The organism is Comamonas brasiliensis, from assembly GCF_018292285.1.
Taxonomy (GTDB): Bacteria; Pseudomonadota; Gammaproteobacteria; order Burkholderiales; family Burkholderiaceae_C; genus Comamonas; species Comamonas brasiliensis.
The window spans coordinates 1-21,628 of sequence record NZ_JAANES010000007.1; the positions used below are offsets into that span (position 1 = coordinate 1).

Annotated in this window: 19 protein-coding genes and 1 tRNA gene; 18 read left to right on the plus strand and 2 right to left on the minus strand. The window is 63.3% G+C overall.

All coding sequences use genetic code 11. The features are described from left to right. From DJFAAGMI_RS22550 to DJFAAGMI_RS22575, 6 genes are all read left to right on the plus strand, one after another. Positions 1-342: electron transfer flavoprotein subunit alpha/FixB family protein (locus DJFAAGMI_RS22550; protein WP_211459350.1), on the plus strand; the 342-nt coding region annotated here is incomplete at its 5' end. Between the two features lie 111 nt (positions 343-453). Then, complete coding sequence (locus DJFAAGMI_RS22555; RefSeq protein ID WP_043007790.1) at positions 454-1,440, plus strand: tripartite tricarboxylate transporter substrate binding protein; 987 nt, start codon at positions 454-456, stop codon at positions 1,438-1,440. A 78-nt stretch (positions 1,441-1,518) separates the two neighbouring features. Then, complete coding sequence (locus DJFAAGMI_RS22560) at positions 1,519-3,063, plus strand: class I adenylate-forming enzyme family protein (protein ID WP_211459352.1); 1,545 nt, start codon at positions 1,519-1,521, stop codon at positions 3,061-3,063. Positions 3,064-3,105: 42 nt separating this feature from the next. Further along, entirely contained in the window at positions 3,106-3,876 is a 771-nt protein-coding gene (locus tag DJFAAGMI_RS22565) for a class II aldolase/adducin family protein (protein ID WP_211459354.1), read from the plus strand. Between the two features lie 152 nt (positions 3,877-4,028). Beyond that, on the plus strand, positions 4,029-4,958 hold the full coding sequence (locus tag DJFAAGMI_RS22570; RefSeq protein ID WP_043007784.1) for a 2-hydroxyacid dehydrogenase: 930 nt from the start codon (positions 4,029-4,031) through the stop codon (positions 4,956-4,958). Between the two features lie 68 nt (positions 4,959-5,026). Then, complete coding sequence (locus tag DJFAAGMI_RS22575; protein ID WP_211459356.1) at positions 5,027-6,013, plus strand: tripartite tricarboxylate transporter substrate binding protein; 987 nt, start codon at positions 5,027-5,029, stop codon at positions 6,011-6,013. Between the two features lie 195 nt (positions 6,014-6,208). On the opposite strand, the gene DJFAAGMI_RS22580 is transcribed toward DJFAAGMI_RS22575, so the two are convergent. Continuing rightward, positions 6,209-7,243, minus strand: a complete 1,035-nt coding sequence (locus tag DJFAAGMI_RS22580) for a GlxA family transcriptional regulator (protein ID WP_211459358.1) — start codon at positions 7,241-7,243, stop codon at positions 6,209-6,211. A gap of 96 nt (positions 7,244-7,339) precedes the next feature. Here DJFAAGMI_RS22580 and DJFAAGMI_RS22585 point away from each other — a divergent pair, with 96 nt between their 5' ends. The 11 genes from DJFAAGMI_RS22585 to DJFAAGMI_RS25275 all read left to right on the plus strand — a co-directional run bounded on the left by DJFAAGMI_RS22585 (position 7,340) and on the right by DJFAAGMI_RS25275 (position 19,247). After that, positions 7,340-8,716 carry an amidohydrolase gene (locus tag DJFAAGMI_RS22585; protein ID WP_211459360.1) on the plus strand — a complete coding sequence of 459 codons (1,377 nt, stop codon included), beginning with the start codon at positions 7,340-7,342 and terminating at the stop codon, positions 8,714-8,716. 126 nt (positions 8,717-8,842) lie between these two features. Continuing rightward, the gene (locus DJFAAGMI_RS22590; RefSeq protein WP_211459362.1) at positions 8,843-9,091 is read left to right on the plus strand and encodes a hypothetical protein; all 249 of its coding nucleotides are present in this window, start codon (positions 8,843-8,845) and stop codon (positions 9,089-9,091) included. A 78-nt stretch (positions 9,092-9,169) separates the two neighbouring features. Then, positions 9,170-9,246, plus strand: a tRNA-Gln gene (locus DJFAAGMI_RS22595). A gap of 546 nt (positions 9,247-9,792) precedes the next feature. Next, the gene (locus DJFAAGMI_RS22600; protein WP_249334732.1) at positions 9,793-11,979 is read left to right on the plus strand and encodes a TonB-dependent siderophore receptor; all 2,187 of its coding nucleotides are present in this window, start codon (positions 9,793-9,795) and stop codon (positions 11,977-11,979) included. Between the two features lie 12 nt (positions 11,980-11,991). Beyond that, positions 11,992-12,285, plus strand: a complete 294-nt coding sequence (locus DJFAAGMI_RS22605; protein WP_043006710.1) for a hypothetical protein — start codon at positions 11,992-11,994, stop codon at positions 12,283-12,285. Next, positions 12,285-14,006, plus strand: a complete 1,722-nt coding sequence (locus DJFAAGMI_RS22610; protein WP_211459365.1) for a PepSY-associated TM helix domain-containing protein — start codon at positions 12,285-12,287, stop codon at positions 14,004-14,006. Before DJFAAGMI_RS22605 ends, DJFAAGMI_RS22610 begins: the two co-directional genes overlap by 1 nt. Next, positions 14,003-14,344: a DUF3325 domain-containing protein gene (locus tag DJFAAGMI_RS22615; RefSeq protein ID WP_211459367.1), complete on the plus strand. Its 342-nt coding sequence runs from the start codon at positions 14,003-14,005 to the stop codon at positions 14,342-14,344. The genes DJFAAGMI_RS22610 and DJFAAGMI_RS22615 overlap by 4 nt, the downstream gene beginning before the upstream one ends. 109 nt (positions 14,345-14,453) lie before the next feature. Next, complete coding sequence (locus DJFAAGMI_RS22620) at positions 14,454-15,635, plus strand: efflux RND transporter periplasmic adaptor subunit (protein WP_043006703.1); 1,182 nt, start codon at positions 14,454-14,456, stop codon at positions 15,633-15,635. Positions 15,636-15,640: 5 nt separating this feature from the next. Next, complete coding sequence (locus tag DJFAAGMI_RS22625; protein WP_283245835.1) at positions 15,641-17,599, plus strand: ABC transporter permease; 1,959 nt, start codon at positions 15,641-15,643, stop codon at positions 17,597-17,599. 2 nt (positions 17,600-17,601) lie between these two features. Beyond that, entirely contained in the window at positions 17,602-18,990 is a 1,389-nt protein-coding gene (locus DJFAAGMI_RS22630; RefSeq protein ID WP_211459369.1) for an efflux transporter outer membrane subunit, read from the plus strand. A gap of 14 nt (positions 18,991-19,004) precedes the next feature. Then, a complete protein-coding gene (locus DJFAAGMI_RS25275) occupies positions 19,005-19,247 on the plus strand; it encodes a transcriptional repressor (RefSeq protein WP_080571290.1) in 243 nt (80 codons plus the stop codon). Between the two features lie 452 nt (positions 19,248-19,699). On the opposite strand, the gene DJFAAGMI_RS22640 is transcribed toward DJFAAGMI_RS25275, so the two are convergent. Next, the gene (locus tag DJFAAGMI_RS22640) at positions 19,700-20,464 is read right to left on the minus strand and encodes an SDR family NAD(P)-dependent oxidoreductase (RefSeq protein ID WP_211459370.1); all 765 of its coding nucleotides are present in this window, start codon (positions 20,462-20,464) and stop codon (positions 19,700-19,702) included. A gap of 107 nt (positions 20,465-20,571) precedes the next feature. Between DJFAAGMI_RS22640 and DJFAAGMI_RS22645 the strand changes: the two genes are divergently transcribed. Further along, positions 20,572-21,504 (plus strand): LysR family transcriptional regulator, encoded by a 933-nt coding sequence (locus tag DJFAAGMI_RS22645; RefSeq protein ID WP_211459371.1) that lies wholly within the window; start codon positions 20,572-20,574, stop codon positions 21,502-21,504. Positions 21,505-21,628 lie beyond the last annotated feature (124 nt).

Genomic DNA, 21,628 nt, shown 5'->3' on the forward strand with positions numbered 1-21,628 from the left:
GTCTCCGGCGGTCGCGCGCTGGGCTCGGCCGAGAAGTTCCAGGAAGTCATGTCGCCGCTGGCCGACAAGCTGGGTGCCGCCATCGGTGCCAGCCGCGCTGCTGTCGACGCGGGCTACGCCCCCAACGACCTGCAAGTGGGCCAGACCGGCAAGATCGTGGCGCCGCAGCTGTACATTGCCTGCGGCATCTCGGGAGCGATCCAGCATCTGGCGGGCATGAAGGACTCCAAGGTGATCGTGGCGATCAACAAGGACCCCGAGGCACCGATCTTCTCGGTGGCTGATTACGGTCTGGAAGCCGATCTGTTCCAGGCAGTGCCGGAGCTGGTGAAGACGATCTAAGCATTGCCATGGCAATGCACGGCCCGGGCAACGGTGTCCGGGCCCTGGCCAGAGCGGCACACAAGGTATGTGCCCCGGCCCCACCTGGTTCAGAGATTCAGGAGACAAGACATGCAGATTTCCCTTGACCGCCGCAGCCTGGTTCTCGCCACAGCCGCCTTTTTGACTGCCGCTGGCACCGGCGCATCAGCCTGGGCACAGTCCGGCGACTATCCTGCGCGGCCCGTCACGCTGATCGTGCCGTTCCCGGCCGGCGGCCCCACCGACCGCCATATGCGTACGCTGGCCGATATTGCGGGCAAGCAGCTGGGCCAGCCAATCATCGTCGAGAACAAGCCTGGCGCGGGCGGCACGCTGGGTCCCGGCGCCATGGCGCGCACCGCCAAGCCCGACGGCTACACGATCACCCAGTTCCCCATGTCCATGCTGCGTATGGCGCATATGCAAAAGACCGCCTGGAACCCGGTCACGGACTTCACCTACATCATCGGTGTCTCGGGCTATACCTTCGGTTTCACGGTGCGCTCGGACTCTCCCTACAAGAGCTTCAACGAGTACATCGCCGCCGCACGCAAGACTCCTGGCAAGATCGAATACGGCTCCACGGGCATAGGTTCCTCGCCGCATCTGCTGATGGAGGAGCTGGCCGAGAACGCCAAGGTCACTCTCAACCATGTGCCTTTCAAGGGCAACGCCGACCTGCAGCAGGCCCTGCTGGGCGGCCATGTGGCCGCGCAAAGCGATGCATCGGGTTGGGACACCTATGTGAATGGCGGCCAGATGCGCCTGCTCATGACCTTTGGCGAAAAGCGCACCCAGCGCTGGCCCGACGTGCCCACGGCCAAGGAGCTGGGCTATGGCGTGGTCTCCACCTCGCCCTACGGCCTGGCCGGCCCCAAGGGCATGGACCCGGCGGTGGTGCGCAAGCTGCACGATGCCTTCAAGAAGGCCATGGACGATCCGCGCCACGTCGAGGTGCTCAGGCAGCTCAACCAGGACGCCTGGTACCGCTCGGGCGCCGACTATGCGCAATGGGCCAGGGAGGCCTTTGCCAAGGACAAGATACTGATAGACCGACTGGGTCTGGCTGCCAAATAAGCCGCTGTCTGCCCAAGCGCCTGCAGGGCCGGGGGCTCGCAGGCGCAGCCTGCTTGCCATTCCTGAAACGGAGCCTTCATGACTGTCTGCCTGCCTTCTCCCGATGCCCCCTTCACCACGCTGGCCGAGCTGATCCGCAGCCATGCGCGCCAGCAGCCCGACCATGCCGCGCTGCGCGACGACCAGCAGACCCTGAGCTATGCCCAGCTCGACGCCCTCATGGACCGCGTGGCCGCCGCGCTGCAGCGCGACGGCGTGCAGCCGGGCAAGGCCATCGCCATCTGCGCGCTGAATTCCGTGCGCTATGCCGTGCTATTCCTCGGAGCCTTGCGCGCGGGCGTGGTGGTCGCGCCGCTGGCGCCATCCTCCACTGCCGAGAGCCTGGCTTCCATGCTGCGCGATGCCCAGGCGCGTCACCTGTTCCTCGACAAGGCGGCTCAGGACCTGGTGCCCGCAGACACCGGACTGCAATGCATCTCGCTGGACGGTGTGACGCCGGGCAGAGCCTTCGAGGACTGGCTGGCACCCGAAGGCGCGCAGCCCGCTGCCGTGAGTGTGGAGCCCGAGGCTGCGTTCAACATCATCTATTCCTCTGGCACCACGGGGACTCCCAAGGGCATCGTGCAGTCGCACGGCATGCGCTGGACCCATATCAACCGGGGCGGCGTCTACGGCTACGGCCCCGAGGGTACGACGCTAGTGGCCACGCCGCTGTACTCCAACACCACGCTGGTGGTGTTCTTCCCCACGCTGGGCAGCGGCGGCTGCGTGGTGCTCATGCCCAAGTTCGACGCGGCGCGCTATCTGCAACTGGCCCAGCAGCACCGAGTCACCCACACCATGCTGGTGCCTGTGCAGTACCAGCGCATCATGGCACTGCCTCAGTTCGGCGAGCATGACCTGTCGAGCTTTCAGGCCAAGTTCTGCACCAGTGCACCGTTTCGCGCCGAGCTCAAGGCCGATGTGGTGGCGCGCTGGCCAGGCAGTCTCACCGAGTTCTACGGCATGACCGAAGGCGGGGGCACCTGCATCCTCGAAGCCCATCTGCACCCGGACAAGCTGCACACCGTGGGCCAACCCGCCGAAGGCCATGACATCCGGCTCATCGACGAGGAGGGCCGCGAGCTGGGCCCCGGCGCAGACGGCGAGGTCGTGGGCCATTCGGCCAGCATGATGACCGGCTACCACGGACAGCCCGCCAAGACGCGTGAGGCCGAATGGTTCGATGCCACGGGCAAGCGCTTCATCCGTACGGGCGATGTGGGCCGCTTCGACGCCGACGGCTTCCTGACCCTGTTCGATAGACGCAAGGACATGATCATCAGCGGCGGCTTCAACATCTACCCCAGCGACCTGGAGGCTCAGCTGCGGGTCCACCCGGCCGTGGACGATGTGGCCGTGGTCGGCGTTCCCTCCGATCAATGGGGCGAGACGCCAGTGGCCTATGTGGTGTCGCGCACGGGCCAGCCGGCCCGGCCCGAGGAGATCATGGGCTGGTACAACCAGCAAGCCGGCAAGACCCAGCGCCTGGCCGACCTGCGCTTCATCGCCGAGCTGCCGCGCAGTGCCATCGGCAAGGTGCTCAAGCGCGAGCTGCGCGATCAGTACGCAGCGGGACGCTGAGCCTGTCTTCCATTCCACGATGCCCATCACGAGACCTATCCCATGAGTCATGACACCACGATGTCCGAAGTCCGCCGCCGGGTGACGCCCGAAGAGTGGCAGACCCGCGTCGAGCTGGCTGCCGCCTATCGCCTGGTCGCCCACTTCGGCTGGGACGACCTGATCTTCACCCACATTTCGGCGCGCGTGCCGGGCCAGCCCGGCCAGTTCCTGATCAACCCCTACGGCATGCTGTTCGACGAGATCACGGCATCCAGTCTGGTCAAGGTCGATCACGAAGGTCAGCCGCTGATGGAGAGCGAGTACGACGTCAACCCCGCCGGCTTCGTCATCCACAGCGCCATCCACGACGGTCGGCCCGAGGTGCAGTGCGTGCTGCACACGCACACGCGGTACGGCGTTGCCGTGTCGGCGCAAAAAGATGGACTGCTGCCCATCTCGCAGCAGTCCATCTTCCCGCTGGTGCGTCTGGCCTACCATGACTACGAGGGCGTGGCCCTGCGCGATGACGAGAAGCCGCGCCTGGTGGACGACCTGGGTGCCAGCAACTTCCTCATCCTGCGCAATCACGGCCTGCTGACCTGTGGACGCAGCGTGGCCGAGGCCGTGCTGGCCATGTACACGCTGGAGTCGGCCTGCCGCATCCAGATCCTGGCACAGTCGGGCGGCGGTGAGCTGACGCGCATTCCACAGACCATCATTGCCGACGCGGTCAACCAGTCGCGCCAGGTCACCAAGGGCAAGGGCGCGGGCCTGGCCTGGCCGGGCCTGCTGCGCCGCCTGGACCGCATCGACCCAAGTTATAGGGACTAACACCCCCTGAGGCGCTGCGCGCCTTCCCCCTCTCTCGCTTCGCGGGAGGGGGACGACACCCTCGCTGCGGGGCGGCCCTTGCTTGGTGTCCCTCGCTTGGGCTGTTGCCGTTTCGAAGGCAGCGAACAGAGCTCAGATTCATGGAGAAATCAATGGGAATTTTGGTCAACATCCACCCCAGCATGGGCGCGCCCATTGTCGAGTCGCTGCGCGCGCTGGCGCCCGACGTACAGGTCTGGGCCCACCGCGACGAGGCACCGGCCGACGCGGTCGAAACCATGCTGGCCTGGAGCCTCAAGCCCGGCGTGCTGCCGGCTTATCCGAAGCTCAAGCTGCTGTGCGCGCCCAGTGCGGGCGTGGACAAGCTGCTGGCCGTACCCGATCTGCCGGCTGGCCTGCCCGTGGCGCGTACGGTCGATCCGCAGCAGCATGTGGAGATTGCCCAGTATGTGGTCGGCACCGCACTGCGCCATACGCGCGAGCTGGATCTGTTCGCGCGCCAGCAGCAGGCGGGAGACTGGCTGCGCCGCCCCGTGCGTGCCAGCGCCGACTGCCGCGTGGGTATTCTGGGTCTGGGCGAGGTCGGCCGCTTCGTGGCTGCTGCCATGCAGGCAGTGGGCTATCCTGTTGCGGGCTGGAGCCGCAGCGCCAAGAACATTGCCGGCCTGACCACGCACAGCGGTGCCCAGGGTCTGCAGCAACTGCTGTCCGCCAGCGACATCCTGGTCTGCGCCTTGCCGCTCACGCCCGAGACACGCGATCTGCTGAACCGCCGCACGCTGTCCTTGTTGCCGCGCGGCGCCTACTTCATCAACGTGGGGCGCGGCGAGCAGGTGGTCGAGGATGAACTGCTGGCCCTGCTCGACGAAGGCCATCTGGCCGGCGCCGCGCTGGACGTGCTGCGCGAGGAGCCGCCCCAGCCCGGCAACAAGGTATGGGGGCACGCCAAGGCCTTTGTCACGCCGCATATCGCGGCCCAGGCCTCGGCCGACACCGTGGCCCGCCAGTGCCTGGAGAACCTTCGCCGCCTGCGCGCGGGCGAGCCTTTGCTCAATCTGGTGGATGTGGCCCGCGGGTACTGAAACATCATTGCCCTTCACTGCCGCGCTGACGCGCGGCACCTTCTTCCGAAAAAAACCAAGAGACATTCATGCCTTCGACATCTCGCCGCAGCTTTCTGCAATCGAGCGCCGCAGCCGGCGCCGCCATGCTGGCTCCCTCGGTCTGGGCCCAGAGCCCCTGGCCCTCCAAGCCCATACGCATCGTGGTTCCCTACACCGCGGGCGGCTTCACCGACCAGATGGCACGCCTGCTGCAGGTGGGTTTGCAGAAAGCGCTGGGCCAGCCCATCGTCATCGATAACAAGCCGGGCGCGAACAGTCTCATCGGTGTGGATCAGGTGGCAAAGTCTGCGCCCGATGGCTACACGTTCGGAGTGGTGATTGCCGCTTATGCGGCCAATACCACGCTGTATCCGAAGCTGCCCTACAACCCCGGCAAGGATCTGGTCGGCGTGTCACTGATGGGGATCTCGCCGCTGGTTGCAGCGGTGTCCACCAATGCACCGTTCAAGACCACGCAGGAGCTGATTGCCTATGCCAAGGCGCATCCGGGCAAAGTCAGCTTTGGCTCTTCGGGAAGCGGCTCCAGCGCGCATCTGACGACCGAGCTGTTGAAGCTGCTGACCAAGACGGACATGACCCATGTGCCTTACAAAGGGGCCGCACCGGCACTGACTGATCTCATGGGCGGCCAGATTCCCTTGTTCCTCGATCCTCCGCCCAATCTGATTCAGCCTGCCAAGGCCGGTCGCATCCGCCTCATCGGCGTGGCCAGCGAAAAGCGGCTGGCGGTGTTGCCCGATGTACCTACGTTTGCCGAGCAAGGCATTCCCGAGCTGATGGGCAGTACCTGGGCTGCAATGATTGCCCCGGCAGGAGTGCCCAAGGAAATTGTGCAGCGCATGTCCGCCGAAGTCGCTCGCATCATTCGCAGCCCTGAAATCACGCAGCGCATGCAGCAGACCATGGGCACGTTTGCCGAAGGATCGACGCCCGAGGAATGCGATCGCTTCATTGCTGCGGAAACCGCCAAATGGGGCAAAGTCATTCGCGAGGCCAAGGTGACGCTGGACTAGGCTTGCTGACCTGGTCTGTCCCCGGCAGGGTGCGGCACAGGCCTCAAGAGAAATGGCGCGGCTTGCGGGTGAGGTGAATGCAGAGGGATCTCCTCATTGGCCTATGGTGCGAAGTAGAGATGGCTGCATCGTGGCAACCCCTGCCGAACAAGCCCGCGACAATCAGATGAGATCTCCTCCAGCTTGCAGGTGCACTCAAGGCCGGGCAATCTCGCTGGCGGCGACGCGCCACCGCCTCCTCGGCGCCCTCAATGCATGCCTTTCCCGATAGGCCGCGGGCGTCATTCCCACATACCGGGCGAACACCCGCCGGAACGCCGAGGCATCCTCATATCCGCAGGCCAGCGCCACGGAGGGCACGCTCTCCAGCGTGATCTCCAGCAGCACCCGAGCCCGTGCGCAGCGCAGGCGGTGCAGGTGATCGAGCGGGCTGTGTCCCAACTCCTGCTGAAAGTGGCGCAGCAGGGTGCGCGGGCTGGCCGATACCGCGTCCGCCAGCGCCCGCAGGTCATAGGGCTGCTCCACGCGCGTCTCCAGCCAGGCTATGGCATGGGCTAGCACGCTGGTCCGCGTGGCGGGAATGCGGCGATCTTGCATGGCGGCGCGCGTGGCGCGTTCGCGCTGGGGGTCGGGCTGCACAACGGCGGCCAGCGCCTCGGCCATGTCGTCGCCGAAGGCATGTCGCGTGAGCGCCAGAGCCAGGGGCACCAGGGCTTCTGGGTGGGAGGCACTGAGCCAGGGCCTGTCGTCCACAAAGGGTTGGCCCTCGGCAAGTTCTATGCTGGCAAAGTCCAGTCCGAATCCGCCCATGAAATACCAGGGAAGGGCCACACGGCGGCCCTCGCAGCGCCCGCTGGCGGCCGCGAACCAGGCGCCGCTGCCCAGCGTACACACGGTCAGGCCCTGGTCGAAGGCTGTGGCGATGCGCTGCGTGAGGTCCGGATGCGCGGCGACGATGTCGCGGATGGATGGAATGTCCGGGCAGTGCAGCGCGCTTGCGAAGACGGAATGCACCGGACCTTCGGCCAGTGCGCCTTCGGCCGTGTGCGGCATGGCAGGCAGAGGCTGGCCCCGGCCATCGACCCAGCGCCAGCCAAAGCGCGGTGCGCGCCGGCCAAGGCGCAGGCTGGCAACGAGGTTGGCGCTGCGCAGCATCTCCACGAGATGCGCGGCGTGGCCTGTGGCGCTGTGCTCCAGGCAGGGCAGCTCGATGACGAAGGCTCGGGGCATGGCGTTTCTGACTCCTCGAATGGCGATTTTGCCGTGTCTGTCACAGGCGCTTCACTTTTAGCATGACTGCTTGTGCCATTTTTCAGGGTGACGAAGATGCTTCACAAACGGTCCGAGACAAAGCTTTCCACACCACCCAGCACAGGCCTGCGCCGCATTGCGCTGGCCGGCTTGCTGGCCTGCGGCCTGCCGCTGGCAGCCAGCGCGCAGGGGCTGGATGCCGAGGCCCTGGCGGCGCTGGATGCCGCCATTGAGCCGCTGGCTCCCAAGATGGTGGAGTGGCGTCGCGACATTCACCAGCATCCCGAACTGTCGGGCCAGGAGGAACGCACGGCCAAACTGGTGGCCGATCACCTGCGCCGCCTGGGCATGGAGGTGCAGACCGGCGTGGGGGGCACGGGCGTGGTGGGGGTGCTGCGCGGCGGTCAGCCGGGCAAGACAGTGGCCCTGCGCGCCGATATGGATGCGCTGCCCGTGGCCGAGAAGACGGGCCTGCCCTTTGCCTCCAAGGCCAAGTCACAGTACATGGGCAAGCAGGTCTCGGTCATGCATGCCTGCGGGCACGATGCCCACGTGGCCATGCTCATGGGCGCGGCCGAGGCGCTGGCAGGCATGCGCACCAGGCTGCCGGGCACGGTGAAGTTCATCTTCCAGCCGGCCGAGGAAGGCGCTCCGGTGGAAGCCGATGCCCATGGTCATGTACCCAGTTTCGGTGCCAAGGCCATGGTGGAGGCCGGCGTGCTCAAGGATGTGCAGGCCATCTACGGCCTGCACATCACGGCCAATCTTCCCTCGGGCATGGTGGGCTACCGCAGCGGGCCGCTGATGGCGGGCTCGGACAGCCTGAACATTCAGGTCGAGGGCCGGGGCGGCCATGGCTCGTCGCCGTGGAGTGCGGTCGATCCCATCGTCGCGGCCAGCCAGGTGGTGCTGGGCCTGCAGACAGTGGTCAGCCGCCAGCTCAACATCAGCCTGGAGCCGGCCGTGCTGACCATTGGTTCCATCCAGGGCGGCACGCGCTACAACATCATTCCCGACAATGTCGAGATGCAGGGCACGCTGCGCACCTTTGACGAAGACATGCGTCAGGAAGCGCACAAGCGAATCACGGCCACGGCCGAGCAGATCGCGGCCTCCAGCGGCGCCAAGGCCAAGGTGCGCTTCGGCCCCGTGGCCTATCCGGTCACTACCAATCCGGCTGCACTGACCGAGGCCTCGCTGCCCGCGCTCAAGCTGGCCCTGGGCGGCAAGGTCATGGTGATTCCAAAGGTCAGCGGTTCCGAGGACTTTTCGGAGTTCCAGAAAGTGGTGCCGGGATTCTTCTACTTCCTGGGTGCACCGCCGGCAGGCCAGGACTTCACCAAGGCAGCGCCTAACCACTCGCCGCTGTTCGACATCGACGAGAAGCAACTGCCCACCGGTGCACGTTCGCTGGCCGCGCTGGCCGTGGACTATCTGCAGCGCAACCCATAGTCGTTGTTCCCCTGAGCGGCTGAGGTCGCTTCCCTTAGCTCGCTTGCCTTTGTGCGACCCCCCCTCTCTCGCTGTGAGGGGGCTGCACCTTTGCTACTGCACGGCCGATCTGGGGCCTTTGTGGCTATGTCCGATGCATCAATGTTTGCCGAGCAAGGCATCCCCGACCTGATGGGCAGCGCCACCGTCGCCGCTGAAGCTACCCTGCGGGGCCAATGGAAGAGGCGGCAAGAAGGGGACGAACTGCTCCGCCGCATGGCCCGCAAGCCCGGGCCTCAGGCACATGACTCAGAAAACGTGGGTGGCCAGAAACAAGTCGATTTGGTGCAGCGAAAGGCATTGGCAAGTGTTGAATGCTTCGGACCAAAGCACTGATTCGCTGACCGTGATTTTGTTTGGCAATGGGTGTTCTTTGAAACCCGGGGAAAACCGCGCTATAATCGCTTTCTCTTTAGGGGAGTCGCCAAGCTGGTTAAGGCACTGGATTTTGATTCCAGCATGCGAAGGTTCGAATCCTTCTTCCCCTGCCAAGATATAAAAGCCCCGGTTGTTCATGCAGCCGGGGCTTTTTCTTTGTGCTCGATGCGCATCTGCCATCTTTGGAAGATGGGCCTGCCCCGTCATTAAGTGACGCTCATGCCGTGTACCTTCCAAGCGCCCCAAGCGCCGGGCGCTTCGCAAAGTCCACTTTTCAGTCGGAAGCTGCTGAGTGAGTCGCCACGCAGTTCCAGACCACCCTGTTACTGCACCGAAGCCAGGCTTGATGCCCGGTGTGGATAGCATTAGCCCGGACATGAGCCAGCAACAGGCTGGCAGATGCGCAACGATACGGCCTGCAGAGACAGGTGCTATCGTTTTACAAAACAGTGGCAATTTTTTTACCTGAGCTTTACAATCTGCGCGCAAATGGAATTGAGAGTGATTCTCGTTCTGTTCTTTGCTGCCAGCCCGTATACGGTCTCTCCGTTCCAGCCACAGCGTCATAGGTTCTTCGGCATTCCCTGCCTGAAGAGAACACCCAGGTTTGTTTTTTTACGCTCATGCTGGAACGCTCGTTTTGCCCCGTAGCCGGGGCTTTGCCATTTCGTCTTCACGCCACGGCTGTGGCAGTCAGTGTGCTTTGCCTGCTGCCCGGTATCGGTCATGCACAGGAGGATGCTGGATCGACACTTGCGGAAGTGACCGTGCAGGAGAAGGCCGTTCCCAATGTCTATGGTGAGTCGAGTGACTCCTATGTGCCAGGCGCGGTGGAAGTCGGCAAGGCGGCGCAGTCTCTGCGCGAGGTTCCGCAGTCGGTGACGGTGGTGACCCGACAGCGCATGGATGATCAGGCCATGCGTACGCTCGATGATGTGATGAACTACACCACCGGGATCACTCGCGAAGAGACCTGGCTGGACACCACCTATCTGTCCCGCGGCATGAACATCACCAACTTCCGGTTTGATGGCGGTGCTGCCAGCTCCTCTCGTTCAGGCAGCCGCAGTCTGGACATGGCGCAGTTCGACAGCGTCAGTGTGCTGCGCGGGGCCGACGGTCTGTTCGGTGCGGGCGAGGCGGGCGGAGTTCTGAACTTCACCTACAAAAGGCCCCAGGCCAAGCGTCAGACGCAGGTTCTGCTTTCCGGCGGAACCATGAGCAACTACCGCGCCGAGCTGGACACCACGGGCGCGTTGAACGAAAGCGGAACTCTGCGCGGCCGTTTCGTGGCCGTGAACCATGACCGCAAGGAAATGGCCACGCCCTCCAAGCTCAAGCGGCAGATGCTGTATGGGGCGCTGGAGATGGACCTGACGCCCAGCACAATCGCCACACTGGGTGCCAGCTATCAGAAAGATAGAAATACGGGCTTCAATGCCAGCCTGCCGCGCTACGCGGACGGCAGCGATATCGGCTTTGCGCGCAATACCAACTTTGGTGCGCCCTGGAACTGGATCAATCGCGAAAACACCACGGTCTTTGCCAAGCTGGAGCAGCAGCTCGGCAACGACTGGCTTCTCAAGACCCAGCTAAGGCAAACCCGCTTCAACGAAGGAGTGAACGGCGCGGAGATTGAAAGTTCGCCAGATCCCATCACGCTGCAGGGGGCTGACTGGTGGATTCATCAGGCCAAGTCACGCGAGCGTGAAACCAGCTTCGACATCAATTTGCAGGGTGGCTTCGATGCCTTCGGTCAACGGCATGATGTGATCCTTGGTTTCGATCAGCACCGAAACAGCAACACCTACCGGAGCCTGTGGCCGAGAGTGGGGCCGGCCGACGTCTTCAACCGGATCCCACCGGAAGACCCGGGCTATCCGCTCGGTGACTGGACCAGCGGCTCGCAGACAAAAACGCAAAAGAGCGGCCTCTATGGCTCTATCCGCCTGCGTCCCGTGGAGCGTTGGTCCGTGGTGCTCGGCGGACGCTATGTGCTGCAGGATCGCAATACCCAGCACGACATGAATGGCGCGCTCACGGCCAATAGCCGGGAGTCGAATGTCTTTGTGCCCTATATGGGGCTGATGCATGAGCTGACCAAGTCCACCAATCTGTATTTCAGCACCGCCGAGATCTATCAGTCCCAGGCTGGAAAGTTCTCTGCACCGCTGCCTGGAACGCCTCTGGATCCGGTGCGTGGCCGTACCTACGAGCTGGGCGTCAAAAGCGAGCTGACCCCCAACCTGATCGCCAGTGCGGCATTGTTTCGTACCGATAAAAAAGGCGAAGCCGTTTACGACCCTGCTTACCCCCAGACCGATTGGCGCGGCGGTTGCTGCTACTTCCGCGACGGCTTCAAGCTGAGCCAGGGCATCGATCTGGAGATGACGGGGCGAATCACTCCCAATCTCCAGCTGGCGGTGGGCTACACCTACAACAGCAACGAAGACAGACGCAAGGACAGCGCCCAGTTCAGCACGGTCACGCCGCGCCATCTGTTCAAGGCCTGGGCGGACTATCGCTTGAGCGGCGATTTGCGCGGCTGGAGCGTGGGCGGCGGTGTGGTGGCGCAGAGCTCGAATTACCGGGCCTCGGGCATCAGCGCTTACAACCCGGCTACGGGCCGTTATGACGGAGCCTGGACGCCTTACAACTTCACTTCCCCGGGCTACGCAGTCTGGTCTGCACGTGCTGCCTATGCGTTCAACAAGGACTGGAGCGTGGCCGTGAATGTCGGCAACCTGTTTGACAAGACCTACTACAGCACGGTTGGTTATGCGGGCTACGGCAACTTCTACGGCGAAAAGCGTACGGTCACCGTATCGCTCAAGGGCCGTTTCTGACGAGGCGTGGCAATGTCGCAATCCGATGATTTGCACGCCGGCTGGGCTCTGGGGGCGCGTTTGACGGCTGCGGTGCTGGGAGGCTATGCCGTCTCCAGCGCCTGGGTGGTCTTGTGCGGCGCCATGAGTCAATCCCGTGTCGAAACCATGGTGGGCGGCATGCAGTCCAGCTGGCTTTGGTATGTGGCGGTGGTGATCGGGGCCTTCAGCCCTGTATCGCCGCGTCGGATCTGGGGCGTGCTGCTCGTTCTGATTCTCGCCATGCTTGCAGCCACTGCAGCCTTGATCTTCCTGAAGGCACGCTGATGCAGCCGGCAAAGAAGCAATCGGGTGCAGGCAAAGGCAGCTTCCGTCAGGCCCAGGCATGGTTGCATACCTGGTGTGGCCTATGGTTCTCCTGGCTGCTGTATGCCGTTTTCCTGACGGGTACGCTGGCCGTCTTCGAGGAGCCCATCACCCATTGGATGACCCCTGAGCATCATGCCCATGAGCGAGCCGAGGCCGGGCAGGCAGGCACTGTGCTGCAAGCACAGGCTTCCCTGAGTCAGCGTCTGCAATGGGGCATGGCATACATGGAGCGGCAACACCCTGGTGCAGACATGTGGGAGCTCTGGCCTGCAGACTCCAAAGGGGGCGGGGATTTGCGCGTCTACTGGTTCGATCGCGAGGGGCAGTATGCGGCGGCCCAGCTGGATCCGAAGTCTGGCAGTGCCATGGACGCCTCTGAAGCTCCCAAGGTGCGCCAGACATTGGGAGGTCATCATTTTGTGGACTTCCACTATCAGTTGCATGCAGGACAGCTCGGACTCTGGATTGTGGGCATTGCCGCGCTTGCCATGCTGGTGGCGCTGGTCAGCGGAGTGATTACCCATAGACGAATCTTCAAGGACTTCTTCACCTTCCGCGCCCGCAAAGGACAGAGAAGCTGGCTGGACATGCACAACGCTGTGGCGGTCCTGACTTTGCCTTTCCAGTTCATGATCGCCTACACAGGTATCGCCATATCGTGCTCGACCTTCATGCCTGCCGGTATTGCGGCCTACTTCGGCAGCAGTGCCGAAGCCCTCAAGTCTTTTCAGGTGGCGCTGAATGAACCAGGCAAGCCCCAGCGCTCGGGGCAAGCCATGTCGGTGCCGGATCTGGAGTCTTTCGTGCTGCGCGGGCAGGCCTTGATCGGACAGCCCGTGCGGGCTGTGGTGATCGACTACCCCGGAGATGCTGCAGCGCGTATTGGCGTCTATGGCTGGAATGATGCCGATGATCTGAGCAAGCGTCTCAGTCCCACCAGCGGTATGGCCATGTTCTCGGCTGCCACCGCCGAGCTGCAGCAGCTGCGCCTGCCGGGTGGTGTGGATGGCGGAGCGGCCGCGCTCACGCAATCGGTGATCGGCGGACTGCATATGGCGACATATGGCGGGCTGCCGCTGAAGTGGCTGTACTTTATCTGTGGCTTGGCTGGCAGCGCCATGATGGCCACGGGGGCGATCCTCTTCATGGTCAAGCGGCGCGCCAAACACCAGGGAGAGTTTGGCGCCAGCACCTCCACGGTCTACCGGATGATTGAAGCCGCGAATGTGGCCGCGATTGCGGGGCTGGGTATCGCCTGCGTTGGTTTTTTGTGGGCCAACCGTTTGCTGCCCGTCGAGCTTGCGCTGCGCTCCAGATGGGAGCTGGCAGTGTTCTTTGCGCTTTGGATGCTGGCGCTCATGCACGCACTGCTGAGGTCGCCGTCCATGGCCTGGCGTGATCAGATGGCGGCGCTGGCGCTGCTTTGTCTTCTGTTGCCGGCGTTGAGCTTCGTGACGACCGGCGATCACCTGGCTGCCTATCTTCAGGAAGGTGACTGGGAAAGCGCAGGGGTGGAGCTTTTTTCTTTGGCTTTCGGGGTGGCTGCGGCTGCTGCATGGGCCTGGATGCGCAGGGCTGAAAACCTCAAAGCTGTGCGAAAGCAGAAGCCTGCCGAGACGTCTCAGAACCCGGCCGTTGCCGTGGATCCCGGTGCAGTGCGGAAAGAGAGTCTGTCATGACCCTGTGGCAGTCATCGTTGCAGGCGCTTGCTCTTTCGATAGGAGGCATGACGGCTCTGGCTTTTGCCATGGATCGCCATTACGCACAACTGAGACCGCTGGACGAGGTGCCGGCAGCGCATCGCACGGCGCTGCGTGTGCTGGGAGCAATGCTTTTGCTGGCCGTCTGTCTGCCGGCCATGCGCGGCTGGAGCGCAACGGTTGGCAGCGTGCTCGTGCTGGGGTTCTGGAGTCTGGGGGCATTCGCGACGGTCGTGGGCTTGTGGGCGTCGGCTCGCTACCTGGTGTTGGCTGCCACCGTGGCGGTGCTGGCGGTCGTGGCCAGCTTCTTTTGGTGACCAAATCCTTGAAGCCCGAGCGGCTTCTTATCTTCAATCGCAGCGACTCGTTTCCTGGTCACGGGTTTCGGCAGCGATTGCAAATTGTTTTCTGGAGAGTGCAAGCTTGATGAAGGTGGGACAAGTCAAACGCTGGGGCGGCCTCGGGCTGCTGCTGGTCTGTGCTGCAGGCACTGCCCTGTGGTGGGGAAGTCGGCCCAGGGTCGAGTACCAAAGTGTTGTGGTGCAGCGTGAGGATGTGGAGTCTACGGTCACCGCCATAGGAACCTTGCAGCCCAGAACCTATGTCGATGTAGGGGCGCAGGTCTCGGGTCAGATCACCCGTTTGCTGGTCAGTCCAGGAGCCAGGGTCGAAAAGGGCGCATTGCTGGTGGAGATAGACCCCAGCGTGCAGCGTGCCACCGTCGATGCGGGAAGAGCGTCGCTGGCAAGTTTGCGTGCCCAGATCGCCGAGCAGCAGGCGCAGTTGAAGCTTGCCAGCCAGCAGTTGAAGCGGCAGCAGCAGCTGGCATCCGAAGAGGCGACCAGGCAGGAAGACGTGCAGATTGCCGAAGCCCAGGTGGCAGGTGCGGCGGCGCGCATCGATCATCTCAAAGCGCAGATGCAGCAAACCCAGGCCAGCCTCAAGGCCGATGAGGCGCGTCTGGGCTACACCCGCATCTATGCCCCCATGTCGGGCACGGTGGTGTCTGTCGATGCACGTGAAGGCCAGACCCTGAATGCAACTTATCAGACGCCCAATATCTTGCGCATTGCCGATCTGACGGCGATGACGGTCTGGACGGATGTTTCGGAGGCCGATGTGCGGCGCGTGAGGGCCGATATGCCCGTGTATTTCACGACGCTGGGCAGTGCCGGCCAGGAACAAGCCCGGCGCTGGAATGGCCGGGTGCGGCAGGTGCTGCCTGCGCCGCCGGCCAGCGTCGCGCCCGCAGCGGGCAGTGCGGCGACACCTGCTGCAGCCACCAAGGCCGTGACCTATACGGCATTGTTTGACGTGGACAACAAGGATGCTGAACTGTTGCCGCAGATGACGGCACAGGTGGTCTTTGTGACCGGCAGTGCACCGCAGGCCTTGACGGTTCCATTGACAGCGCTTCAGTCGGAGAAGGAGCCGCAGTCGCAAAGCGTCCGGGTGCTGACGGCCCAACGCCAGCCTGAGCTGCGCAGCGTGAAGCTGGGCGTCAGAAGCCGCCACCAGGTGCAGGTGCTCGATGGCGTGACCGAGGGCGAGCGCGTCATCGTCGGCGAAACCCTGATTCCCGGCGGCCTGCGGTGGCTGCAATGGTGAATGCGATGGAGCAGGCTGCGCTGATTTCGCTGCGTGGCATTCGCAAGCACTATGGCGGTGTGGGCGACCAGCCGTCGGTGACCGTATTGCATGGCATCGATCTGGATATTCGCGCGGGCGAGTATGTGGCCGTGGTGGGCAGCTCGGGCTCGGGCAAGTCCACCTTGATGAATATCCTGGGCTGCCTTGATAAGCCGAGCGAAGGTTGCTATCGGTTTCAAGGTCAGGACGTGTCCTTGCTGGACTCGGATGCCCTGGCCTGGTTGCGTCGTGAAGCCTTCGGTTTCGTGTTTCAGGGCTACCACCTGATTCCCAGCGAGAGCGCTTCGGAGAATGTGCAGATGCCTGCGATATACGCAGGTTTGCCCAAGGAGCAGCGGATGCACAGGGCTCAGTTGCTGCTCGAGCGCCTTGGCTTGGGATCGCGCCTGGGTAATCGGCCCAACCAGCTCTCGGGCGGTCAGCAGCAGCGCGTGTCCATTGCCCGGGCATTGATGAACGGTGGCCACATCATCCTGGCCGACGAACCTACCGGAGCGCTTGACTCGCATAGCGGCGCCGAGGTGATGGCCTTGCTGCGCGAGCTGGCCGATGCGGGACACACCATCATCGTGATCACGCATGATCGCGAAGTCGCCGCACAGGCGAGGCGTGTGATTGAGATCAGCGATGGTCGTATCGTCAATGACAGTGCTCCTCATGGTCATCAGACCCGTGGAGATGTGCCGCCGCTGACCCCGCAGCGCAACAGCGCAACGTCGGCCATTTCCTGGGTTGCCGAAATCTCCGAAGCTGCGCGCAGTGCCTTGCGCGGAATGCGCATGAATCGGGTGCGTACCAGCCTGACCTTGCTGGGCATCGTGATCGGTGTGGCCTCGGTGATCGTCATGCTGGCCATCGGTGAAGGTGCTCGGCGCAAGGTGGTCGAGCAGATGGGCACCATGGGAACGGCCATTCTCTATATGGGCAGCAAGCCGCCGGCCAGCGGCGGACCTGCAGGCCAGATCACTGAAGACGATCTGGCGGCCATGCGGGAGCTGTCCTCGGTGCGAAGGGTGATGCCCGTCATCGGAGACCCCGTCACGGTGCGCTATGGCAAGGCAGACAAGCAGGTCTATGTGTTTGCGGCCAGCCAGGAGATGCCGCTGGTCCACCACTGGAGGGTTGCCCAGGGGCGCTACTTCACCGATGTGGAAGACCGCGATCTGGCTCCGCTGGTGGTGATAGGGCACAAGGCACACCGGCATTTCTTTCCCGAGGTCGCCAACCCCCTGGGTCTGCAGCTGATCATCGGCAACTCGGCGTTCGAAGTCATAGGCGTCATGAGCGAGCGCGGGGCTGACTCTGGCGCCCAGGACTATGACGACATGGTCTTCATTCCCTATCAGTCGGGACGCGCCAGGGTCTATCAGGCGCAGACCCAGCCCGATTACGTGGTCGTGGAGGCCAGCTCCTCGGAACAGGTCCATGAGGCCGAGCAGTCCATCCGCAGCCTTTTGCTGGCGCGGCACGGAGGGCGGGAGGACTTTGGTATCGGCAATGCGGCGGCCCGCATCCAGGCCGAAGCCGCAACACGCCAGAGCATGGCCGTGATGCTGGGGCTGATTGCCGCAGTGTCCCTGGTGGTCGGAGGCATAGGGGTCATGAACGTGATGCTGATGACGGTGCGCGAACGCACCAGGGAGATCGGCATCCGCATGGCGGTAGGGGCTAGGCAGCGTGACATCCTGCGCCAGTTTCTGACGGAAGCCAGCATGGTGACCATTGTGGGTGGTGCGGTAGGCCTGCTTGCGGGGCTGGGCATAGGACTGGCGCTGATTGTTTCGGGGGTAGCCGTGGTGTTTTCGGTGAAAGCCATGCTGGGGGCATTTGCCTGTGCGGTGCTTACGGGTCTGGTGTTTGGCTTCATGCCGGCCAGAACGGCTGCGCGCCTGGAGCCCGTGCGAGCATTGGCGGGAGAGTAGGCATGTACAAATGGAATGCAGTCCTGGCGTCGCTTGCCTTGGCTGGATGTGCGACAACGCAATCGCCTGAAGCGGCGAGAACCATGGCTCTCGATATTCCGCAGTCCTGGGCTCTGGAGAGGGGTGCGGGCGGCGAGGAAATCAGCACCAGCTGGTGGCAGAGCTTTGGCAGCCCGGAGCTCAGCGCCTTGGTCGAGCAGGCCGCAAGCCAGAGCCTAGATGTGGCGGCCGCCGTGGCGCGGGTGCAGCAGGCCGAGGCCAGAGCCGCCTATGCCGGTGCGGCTCTCTTGCCGGAAGTGAATGCGGATTTCGGGGCTACGAGATCGGCTGCGCTGGACAGTCATAAGGAAAGAAACGCCAGCACCTGGCGGGTCGGCCTGTCGAGCAGTTACGAGCTGGATTTCTGGGGGCGTCAGCGCGCCTTGAGGGATGCGGCCGAGTCGGGCAGACAGGCCAGCGTCTTCGACCGCGAGACAGTGCGTCTGACGGTCACGGCCTCGGTAGCCCAGGCCTGGCTGCAGTGTGTGGGCTTGCGTGAGCGCGCTGAGATTGCCCGGCTCAACCTCGAAATTTCCGAGCGACTGTTGAAGCTGGTGGAGTCCAGGGCCCGCTACGGGGCGGCAAGCTCCGTGGAGCTGGCCCAGCAGCGCGGCCAGGTCGCCGCTCAGCAGCGTGCCCTGGCTTCGCTGCGCAAACAGACGGCTGACGCGCATGCGGTGCTGGCCCTGCTGTCGGGGCAATGGTCCATGAACCTGGTGAGCGAGACCAGTCTTTCGAATCTGAAGGTGCCGGGCATTGGCTTGGGCACGCCTGCGGATCTGATCACACGCAGACCGGACATGGCGAAGGCAGAGGCATTGCTGCTTGCTGCGGATGCCAATCTTGGCGCTGCCAGGGCCGCCATGCTGCCCCGCGTGACGCTGAGCGCAGGCCTGAGCTCCGAGAGCGGAACACTTGGCAGGATGCTGGAGAACCCCCTGTCCTCGCTGACCGCAGGAATCCTGGCGCCGATTTTTGATGCCGGGCGACTGGCCTCGAGCCGGGACCTGGCTGCAGCGCAGAAGCAGGAGCTGGTGATTGCCTATCGCCAAGCCATACTGCAGGCCTTTGGCGACGTTCAAACCGCCTTGAATGCGGTCGATGGTGTCGAGAAGCAGGCGCTGGCCCAGGCCGTGGAGTTGGCTCAGGCACAGAGGGCACTCTCTTTGGCCGAAAGCCGATACAAGGCCGGAGCGGACAATCTGCAGACCTTGCTGGATGTGCAGCGTGTGGCCTATCAGAGCCGGGATCTGGCCGTTCAGATCCGTCAGGAGCGTTTGCAGGCGAGCATCGCTTTATACCGGGCCCTGGGAGGCGGTTGGAGACGAACCCCGGAAGGGCCAGAGGGTTGAGGAATGTCAGCGTGATGCAACGGTTGAGGGCTGCAGGGCTGCGTCCAACCGTCGCCAGAATTGGCGTGCTGCAGGTCCTGCTGAGCTCTGCTCCACATGCGCTCAGCAGGGACGAGATCTATCGTCAGCTATACCTTCGGGGAACCCCAGTCAGTGTGGGAACCGTCATGCAGGTGGTGGCCCAGCTGAGCAAGCTGGGGGTTGTGCATCACAACGGCAGACAAGGTCGGGAGTCTGGCTACCTGCTTCAAAGTTGAGTGACCCTGCAAGAAGACTTCCATCTGCCGGGGGCGGCATTCGCAGTCGTCCGGCGATCAAAGCCAGATGTCTGCCTCTGGTCTGGAACCCCTGCGAGGTCAAGCTTGATGTTTTGACTTGGCGCCTGCATGGACAAGAGAAAAGCCACATTCCAAAGCATTGATTCTTTGGAAGAGCGCTTGAACATGAGTCGCAAAGGCAATTTCTGGTTGATGCTCCCACTGAAAAGAGTTGCCTGTTGCGGCAAAAAATGTCGATAACAGGCAAAAAGCTCTACGGATAAAAACTTGGACTCGTTTTGCGTGGCTGGGCCAGGCTTTTGTCCGCATCTCCGGCGGCTCAGTTTTACGTGGAGATCAACAGCATGCGGATGCTGTCGAAGTCGGCGCGCAGCAGTTCGGGGGCAGTGGGTAGGGGCAGGTTCATCGTAGGCTCCTTTCGAGGGCAGCAATCAGGCCTGGGCCTGGCCGCCATCGGCGAACAACTCGATGCCGTTGACAAAGGCCGAGTCGTCCGAGGCCAGGAAGACGGCGGCCTTGGCGATGTCTTCCGGCTGGCCCATGCGGCCCAGCGGCACCTGGGTGGTGAGGTAGTCGAGCAGGTCCTGCTGCTGCGCGGCATCCGGTCCGGCCAGTTCCAGCAGGCCCGGGGTGTGGATGGGGCCGGGCGACAGTGTGTTGACACGGATGGCGCGGCCCTTGAGGTCCAGGATCCAACTGCGGGTCAAGTTGCGCACGGCCGCCTTGGTCGCACTATAGATGCTGAAGTTGGCGGTGCCGAGCACGCTGGTGGTCGACCCGGCAAGGATGACCGATGCACCGGCCGTTGCCTTGTCGAGCAGCGGCAGCGCCTTCTGCACGGTGAACACCACGCCCTTGACGTTGCGGTCGAAGGTTTCGTCGAAATGCGCCTCGGTGATGCTGCCCAGCGGGAGCATGCCTCCGCCGCCGGCGTTGGCATACAGGACGTCGAGGCGGCCCTGTTCAGCTTGCACTAGGGCATAGAGCCTGTCGAGGTCGGCGAGCTTGGTCGAATCCGCCTGCACACCGCGGGCCTGCGGGCCGATGGCGGCCACGGCTGCGTCGAGCTCAGCCTGGCGGCGGCCAGTGATGTAGACGGTGGCGCCTTCCTGGGCAAAGGCCTTGGCGGCTGCCAGGCCGATGCCTGTTGTGCCACCAGTGACGACAGCGATCTTGCCTGCAAGCTTCTGGACCATGAGATTTCTCCATGAGTGATAAGAAGCCGCAAGGTTAAATAGTTCAACGGAATGAATAAACTTGATAAATCTTCCAACTCAATTCATGGTGGTGAATAATCAAGTCCATGGACCAGTTGCTTGCTTTGAAGGTTTTCGTGCGGATCGCCGAAACGGGGGGCTTTTCGCGGGCTGCCGACTCGATGAACATTCCTCGGCCCACCGTGACCAAGCTGGTGCAGGACCTAGAGCAGCATCTCGGCGCGCGGTTGCTGCAACGTACGACGCGCCGAGTCAGCGTGACGGCAGACGGCTCGGCCTACTACGAGCGCGCCAAGAGGCTGATTGCCGAGCTGGAAGACATGGATCAGTTGGCCAGCGGGGCACGCGCCCAGTTGCGGGGCCGCTTACGGGTTGATGTGGGCTCCGTGCTGGCCAACAGAATTCTGATTCCTGCGTTGCCGCAATTCCGGCAGCGATATCCGGACCTGCAACTCGAACTAGGTGTGAGCGACCGCCCGGCCGATCTGATCAGCGACGGCGTGGATTGCGTGATCCGCGGTGGCGACCTTCCGGACTCGACCCTGGTGGCCCGGCGCCTAGTGGACCTGGAGTGGGTAACGTGTGCATCGAAGGATTACCTGGCCGCCCACGGGCAGCCCCGACATCCCGATGACCTGGTCGCCCGGCATCCGGAAGGCGGAGCGCCGATGCACTCGCTCGCAGGCTATTTTTCATCCCTGAGCGGGCGTGCTTTTGCGCTGGAATTCCGCAAGGGCAGTGAACGGGTGCTGGTCAAGGCCGACGAAGCCACCTCGGCCAACGAGAGCACGGCCCACTTGAACGTGCTGGTCCATGGCCTGGGGATCGGCCAGACCTTCCGCTTCGCTGCGGCCCCCTATCTGGCCGACGGCACTCTTCAGGAAGTATTGACTGACTGGTCTCGCCCGGCGCACACGATCCGGCTGGTGTATCCCAGCAACCGGCAGCTAAGCGCCAAGATCCGCGCCTTTGCGGACTGGGCGGCGGAGATCTTTCAGAGCTATAGCAAACCCAAATAGTCCAGAGGACGGCTCGGTCGCATAACCGTCACTTGAACGATGCCACTGATGCCTCCAACCGGCCTGAATCAGGCTCAGCCAGAGAGACTTTCGAAGACTGCTTCTTGCTGGTCGATGATCGTTG

Coding starts and splice junctions, on each gene's coding strand:
- DJFAAGMI_RS22555 (WP_043007790.1), top strand. CDS start 454: ATGCAGATTTCCCTTGACCGCCGCAGCCTGGTTCTCGCCACAGCCGCC.
- DJFAAGMI_RS22560 (WP_211459352.1), top strand. CDS start 1,519: ATGACTGTCTGCCTGCCTTCTCCCGATGCCCCCTTCACCACGCTGGCC.
- DJFAAGMI_RS22565 (WP_211459354.1), top strand. CDS start 3,106: ATGAGTCATGACACCACGATGTCCGAAGTCCGCCGCCGGGTGACGCCC.
- DJFAAGMI_RS22570 (WP_043007784.1), top strand. CDS start 4,029: ATGGGAATTTTGGTCAACATCCACCCCAGCATGGGCGCGCCCATTGTC.
- DJFAAGMI_RS22575 (WP_211459356.1), top strand. CDS start 5,027: ATGCCTTCGACATCTCGCCGCAGCTTTCTGCAATCGAGCGCCGCAGCC.
- DJFAAGMI_RS22580 (WP_211459358.1), bottom strand. CDS start 7,243: ATGCCCCGAGCCTTCGTCATCGAGCTGCCCTGCCTGGAGCACAGCGCC.
- DJFAAGMI_RS22585 (WP_211459360.1), top strand. CDS start 7,340: ATGCTTCACAAACGGTCCGAGACAAAGCTTTCCACACCACCCAGCACA.
- DJFAAGMI_RS22590 (WP_211459362.1), top strand. CDS start 8,843: ATGTCCGATGCATCAATGTTTGCCGAGCAAGGCATCCCCGACCTGATG.
- DJFAAGMI_RS22605 (WP_043006710.1), top strand. CDS start 11,992: ATGTCGCAATCCGATGATTTGCACGCCGGCTGGGCTCTGGGGGCGCGT.
- DJFAAGMI_RS22610 (WP_211459365.1), top strand. CDS start 12,285: ATGCAGCCGGCAAAGAAGCAATCGGGTGCAGGCAAAGGCAGCTTCCGT.
- DJFAAGMI_RS22615 (WP_211459367.1), top strand. CDS start 14,003: ATGACCCTGTGGCAGTCATCGTTGCAGGCGCTTGCTCTTTCGATAGGA.
- DJFAAGMI_RS22620 (WP_043006703.1), top strand. CDS start 14,454: ATGAAGGTGGGACAAGTCAAACGCTGGGGCGGCCTCGGGCTGCTGCTG.
- DJFAAGMI_RS22625 (WP_283245835.1), top strand. CDS start 15,641: ATGGAGCAGGCTGCGCTGATTTCGCTGCGTGGCATTCGCAAGCACTAT.
- DJFAAGMI_RS22630 (WP_211459369.1), top strand. CDS start 17,602: ATGTACAAATGGAATGCAGTCCTGGCGTCGCTTGCCTTGGCTGGATGT.
- DJFAAGMI_RS25275 (WP_080571290.1), top strand. CDS start 19,005: ATGCAACGGTTGAGGGCTGCAGGGCTGCGTCCAACCGTCGCCAGAATT.
- DJFAAGMI_RS22640 (WP_211459370.1), bottom strand. CDS start 20,464: ATGGTCCAGAAGCTTGCAGGCAAGATCGCTGTCGTCACTGGTGGCACA.
- DJFAAGMI_RS22645 (WP_211459371.1), top strand. CDS start 20,572: ATGGACCAGTTGCTTGCTTTGAAGGTTTTCGTGCGGATCGCCGAAACG.